The 5990-nt window shown below is 43.3% G+C and carries 2 tRNA genes and 3 rRNA genes; all 5 read right to left on the reverse strand.

What is annotated here, in order from left to right:
• Positions 1-213: 213 nt before the first annotated feature.
• A 5S ribosomal RNA gene (rrf, locus tag LW133_RS07310) occupies positions 214-329 on the reverse strand.
• A 141-nt stretch (positions 330-470) separates the two neighbouring features.
• Positions 471-3348 (reverse strand): 23S ribosomal RNA (locus LW133_RS07315).
• A 245-nt stretch (positions 3349-3593) separates the two neighbouring features.
• A tRNA-Ala gene (locus LW133_RS07320) sits at positions 3594-3669 on the reverse strand.
• 12 nt (positions 3670-3681) lie between these two features.
• A tRNA-Ile gene (locus tag LW133_RS07325) sits at positions 3682-3758 on the reverse strand.
• Between the two features lie 125 nt (positions 3759-3883).
• A 16S ribosomal RNA gene (locus LW133_RS07330) occupies positions 3884-5382 on the reverse strand.
• Together the 16S, 23S and 5S rRNA genes with 2 tRNA genes alongside form the textbook arrangement of a ribosomal RNA operon.
• Between the last annotated feature and the right edge of the window lie 608 nt (positions 5383-5990).

Here is a 5990-nt window from a genome sequence, read left to right on the forward strand (position 1 = left end):
TTAGTTGTCTTTTTTAAAATTTTTACTAACCATCTACACTATTAATAAAATTAAATCAATCTAAAGAATATTAGTTAACATTATATTGCACTATCAAACAGTATTTATAAAAGTCTTGTCTTTTAACATAATCTAAAAACTTAAACAATATTACAAAAAATAAATAATAAGAATGAAAGTGTATTCTATAAAAGAAATAAGAAGATTTCCCTAACCCTGCATCGACCTACATTTCCACACCTGAAAGGTGCAGTATCATCAGCGAAGAGAAGCTTAACTTCCAGGTTCGGAATGGAGCTGGGTGTTTCCTTCTCTCTATAGACACAAGGAAAAGGGAATTAAAAACAAACTATTTGTTCTTAATTCCATCTTCCTAGGATACTCAAAGAAATCTCAAATATCAAGCCAAAAGTAATAAGACTTATACACTCAATAAGGCAGTGATAACAAATACTTATCATTTATCACATAAAAATAAGCCAAACGGTCTATTAGTATTGGTCAGCTAAATGTATTACTACACTTACACACCCAACCTATCAAGCAAGTAGTCTTCTTGCGACCTTAAGGGAAAGTTAATCTTGGAGTTGGCTTCCCGCTTAGATGCTTTCAGCGGTTATCACATCCATGCGTAGCTACCCAGCGATGCCCTTGGCAGAACAACTGGTACACTAGTGGCATGTCCATCCCGGTCCTCTCGTACTAGGGACAGCTCTCCTCAACTTTCCTACGCCCACGGCAGATAGGGACCGAACTGTCTCACGACGTTCTGAACCCAGCTCGCGTACCGCTTTAAATGGCGAACAGCCATACCCTTGGGACCTGCTCCAGCCCCAGGATGCGATGAGCCGACATCGAGGTGCCAAACCTCCCCGTCGATGTGAGCTCTTGGGGGAGATCAGCCTGTTATCCCCGGGGTACCTTTTATCCTTTGAGCGATGGCCCTTCCACACAGAACCACCGGATCACTATGACCGACTTTCGTCTCTGCTCGACTTGTTTGTCTTACAGTCAGGCTGGCTTATGCCATTACACTCAACTTGCGATTTCCAACCGCAATGAGCCAACCTTTGCAAGCCTCCGTTACTTTTTAGGAGGCGACCGCCCCAGTCAAACTACCCACCAGGCATTGTCCTGCTTGAGGATAACTCAAGCCAGTTAGCAGACAGAAACATTAAGGGTGGTATCTCAAGGATGGCTCCATCTCCACCAGAGTGAAGATTTCAAAGCCTCCCACCTATCCTGCGCATAATGCTCCCATCGGCAGTGCCAAGCTGTAGTAAAGGTCCACGGGGTCTTTCCGTCTTGCCGCGGGTAGGAGGAATTTTCACCTCCACTACAATTTCACTGAATCCCTGGTTGAGACAGCTCCCATCTCGTTACGCCATTCATGCAGGTCGGTATTTAACCGACAAGGAATTTCGCTACCTTAGGACCGTTATAGTTACGGCCGCCGTTTACTCGGGCTTCAATTCAAAGCTTCACATTGCTGCTGACTAATCCTCTTAACCTTCGAGCACCGGGCAGGCGTCACACCTTATACTTCCTCTTACGAGTTTGCAAAGTGCTGTGTTTTTGGTAAACAGTCGGGAGGGACTCTTTGCTGAGACCTACTTGCGTAGGCACACCTTATCGCGAACTTACGGTGCTAGTTTGCAGAGTTCCTTAACCAGAGTTCTTTCACGCGCCTTAGAATACTCATCTCATCTACCTGTGTCGGTTTACGGTACGGGCAACCATTGCTAAACTTAGAGGCTTTTCTTGGCACGACGGTATCAGTGACACTCAAATCCATCCGAAGATTTCAAAGAGCTCATCAGGCTTGTGATACAGGAGCGGATTTTCCTATCTCCCAACTTACACCCTTAAACTAACTATTCCATCAGTTAGCGCACTTAACCCTATGCGTCCCCCCATCGCACACAATGGTTGGTATGGGAATATTAACCCATTTGCCATCGACTACCCATTTCTGACTTGTCTTAGGACCCGACTAACCCTACGATGACGAGCATAGCGTAGGAAACCTTAGATTTACGGCGAATATGATTCCCACATATTTTATCGCTACTCATTCCTGCATGCTCACTTCGCATCGCTCCAGCACTCCTTACCGGTATACCTTCAACGCTGATACGAACGCTCTTCTACCACTGTGCAAGCACAATCTAGAAATTCGGTGTCTATCTTAGCCCCGTTATATTTTCAGCGCAGAATCACTAGACCAGTGAGCTGTTACGCTTTCTTTAAAGGATGGCTGCTTCTAAGCCAACCTCCTGGTTGTCTAAGTAACTCCACATCTTTTTCCACTTAGAATAGAACTTAGGGACCTTATTTGCTAGTCTGGGTTGTTCCCCTTTCGACGATTGATTTTATCACCCACCGCCTGACTCCCAAGATACGGTAATAGGTATTCGAAGTTTGACAGGGTTTGGTACCGCGGTGAGCAGCCCTAGCCCAATCAGAGCTCTACCCCCTATTACTATTACTTGAGGCTATACCTAAATATATTTCGAAGAGAACCAGCTATCACTGAGTTTGTTTGGCCTTTCACCCCTATCCACAGCTCATCCCAACCCGTTTCAATGGGTACGAGTTCAGTCCTCCATAAGCTATTACACTTACTTCAACTTGGCCATGGATAGATCACTCAGCTTCGGGTCTGCAGCATCTGACTAAGCGCCCTTTCAGACTCGCTTTCGCTACGGCTTCGCGTTTGCTTAACCTTGCCAGATACCACAACTCGCAGGATCATTATGCAAAAGGCAGTCCATCACCCTGATAAATCATAGGGCTCTGAATGATTGTAGGCAGATGGTTTCAGGTTCTATTTCACTCCGCTCACTGCGGTTCTTTTCACCTTTCCCTCACGGTACTTGTGCACTATCGGTAAGAGAGTAGTATTTAGGGTTGGAGAGTGGTCTCCCCGGCTTCAGCCCGGATTTCACGTGTCCTGGCCTACTCTGGATCCTGCTACCTATGTATTACTTTTCGTATACGGGGCTATCACCCTGTGTCGCTTACCTTTCCAGGTAATTCTACTAAATAATACAAGTGGATATTGCAGTCCTCAACCCCGAATGCAAGCATTCGGTTTGCCCTCTTCCCCGTTCGCTCGCCGCTACTAAGAGAATCTCGTTTGATTTCTTTTCCTCTAGCTACTGAGATGTTTCACTTCGCTAGGTTCGCTCCATTTAAGGTAACTAGCTATTGCTAGTTGGGTTGCCCCATTCGGAAATCTACGGATCAAAGCTTCTTGACAGCTCCCCGTAGCTTATCGCAGTCTAGTACGTCCTTCATCGCCTCTCTCTTCCAAGGCATCCACCATCTGCCCTTAAAAGCTTATTTTCACATAAGATCTTACAAAGTATCTTAATATGCTTTTAAAGTATGGATAAAATATATAAGTATTCTAAAGTTATCACTGCCTTATTGAATGTATATTCAATAAAAACAGAGGTAATTGTAGTCTTATTACTATTTCATAGGCTTAACAATATTAATTTAAAAAACACTTAGGCTTAGCCTAATGTAAATGCTATTATATCAAATTCATCTCTGATTTATATAGAACTTACATTAAACTAAAACTATGGTGGAGAATAGCGGGATCGAACCGCTGACCTCCTGCGTGCAAAGCAGGCGCTCTCCCAGCTGAGCTAATTCCCCTTATCTAATAAATGGTGGGCTTAAGAGGACTTGAACCTCTGACCTCACCCTTATCAGGGGTGCGCTCTAACCACCTGAGCTATAAGCCCCTACAATGACTATATTTCAATTTGATCTTAATCTCTGAAAACTAAGCAAGAGTTAAATTTCTTTTATACCCTATTATTTTTCTAATTAACATTAAGATAAACGAATATCTTAACTATATCTCTAGAAAGGAGGTGATCCAACCGCAGGTTCACCTACGGTTACCTTGTTACGACTTCACCCCAGTCGCTGCATCCGCCGTGGACGGTAGCCAGTTTAGCATCCCGGCTTAAGGCGAATACAACTCCCATGGTGTGACGGGCGGTGAGTACAAGACCCGGGAACGTATTCACCGTGACATAGCTGATTCACGATTACTAGCGATTCCAGCTTCATGTAGTCGAGTTGCAGACTACAATCCGAACTGAGAGATGTTTTTGAGATTTGCTCCACCTCGCGGTATTGCTTCTCTTTGTACACCCCATTGTAGCACGTGTGTAGCCCTAGGCGTAAGGGCCATGATGACTTGACGTCGTCCTCACCTTCCTCCTCCTTACGAAGGCAGTCTCCTTAGAGTGCTCAGCCGAACTGCTAGCAACTAAGGACGAGGGTTGCGCTCGTTGCGGGACTTAACCCAACATCTCACGACACGAGCTGACGACAGCCGTGCAGCACCTGTTTTCAAGGTCTAGTAAACTAGACACTCCGCTATCTCTAGCAGATTCTATCAATGTCAAGCCTAGGTAAGGTTCTTCGCGTATCTTCGAATTAAACCACATGCTCCACCGCTTGTGCGGGTCCCCGTCTATTCCTTTGAGTTTTAATCTTGCGACCGTACTCCCCAGGCGGAATGCTTAATGTGTTAACTGCATTACTGGAGTGACAAGCACCCCAACAACTAGCATTCATCGTTTAGGGCGTGGACTACCAGGGTATCTAATCCTGTTTGCTCCCCACGCTTTCGCGCATCAGCGTCAGTAGTGTTCCAGCAGGTCGCCTTCGCAATGAGTATTCCTCTTGATCTCTACGGATTTTACCCCTACACCAAGAATTCCACCTACCTCTCCCACACTCTAGAGTAATAGTTTCAAATGCAGTTCTGTAGTTAAGCTACAGGATTTCACATCTGACTTATTACTCCGCCTACGCGCTCTTTACGCCCAGTGATTCCGAGTAACGCTTGCACCCTCCGTATTACCGCGGCTGCTGGCACGGAGTTAGCCGGTGCTTATTCCTAAGATACCGTCATAATCTTCTCTTAGAAAAGGAGTTTACAATCCTAAAACCTTCATCCTCCACGCGGCGTTGCTGCTTCAGGCTTTCGCCCATTGAGCAATATTCCCTACTGCTGCCTCCCGTAGGAGTCTGGACCGTGTCTCAGTTCCAGTGTGTCCGATCACCCTCTCAGGCCGGATACCCGTCATAGCCTTGGTGAGCCATTACCTCACCAACAAGCTGATAGGACATAGGCTGATCCCATAGCGAAAAACTTTCCCCCGTAGGGAGTATCTAGTATTAATCACCGTTTCCAGTGGCTATCCCAGACTATGGGGCACATAACCTATGCATTACTCACCCGTGCGCCACTAATCCACTTCTAGCAAGCTAAAAGTTTCATCGTTCGACTTGCATGTATTAGGCACGCCGCCAGCGTTCACTCTGAGCCAGGATCAAACTCTCCATAAAAAAATGGAAAAATTTTTCCTGAACTCTTAGCTCTTATCACAAGTTTAGACTTTTATAAAAGTATAAACAGAGTTGTATAAATAACACTAAGAGTTTAAGTCTTAAAAAAGCTTTAATTAAAATTAAAACTGATTGATTTGTAAAACAAAATAATCTATATAAAAAAACTTAAATCTCTTGCTTAGATTTCAAAGATCACTACCAAAATAAAATATAATGATGTCAAGTAAGTTTTACTTCACATAAAAAACAATTTTATTTAGTAAAAGAACAACCTAAATTATAAAACTATCTTCAAAATCATTAAACAAAACTTAGTAAAATGTATTCATTTTAAAAAGGAAGTTTACAAGTTTTTAAAGCTCGTTCCGCTTTAGGAATTGAAATATTACACATTAATTACTTAAAATAAACTTAATTTTATAGAAAAATTGAAAAAATATAGAAAATCGTAGAAAATGTGTGAGATAAAGGGCAGAGAGTGAGAATGGTGAGGATTTTAAATTAAAAATCTTGTAAATTAAATCGCACTTTCACTCTGCTTTTAAAAAATTTAAAATCATCTTTTGGCTAACAATAATAGGTTTGGGATATTGAGAGTTGATAAT

This window comes from Helicobacter anatolicus (assembly GCF_021300615.1).
In the GTDB taxonomy this organism is placed as follows: domain Bacteria; phylum Campylobacterota; class Campylobacteria; order Campylobacterales; family Helicobacteraceae; genus Helicobacter_H; species Helicobacter_H anatolicus.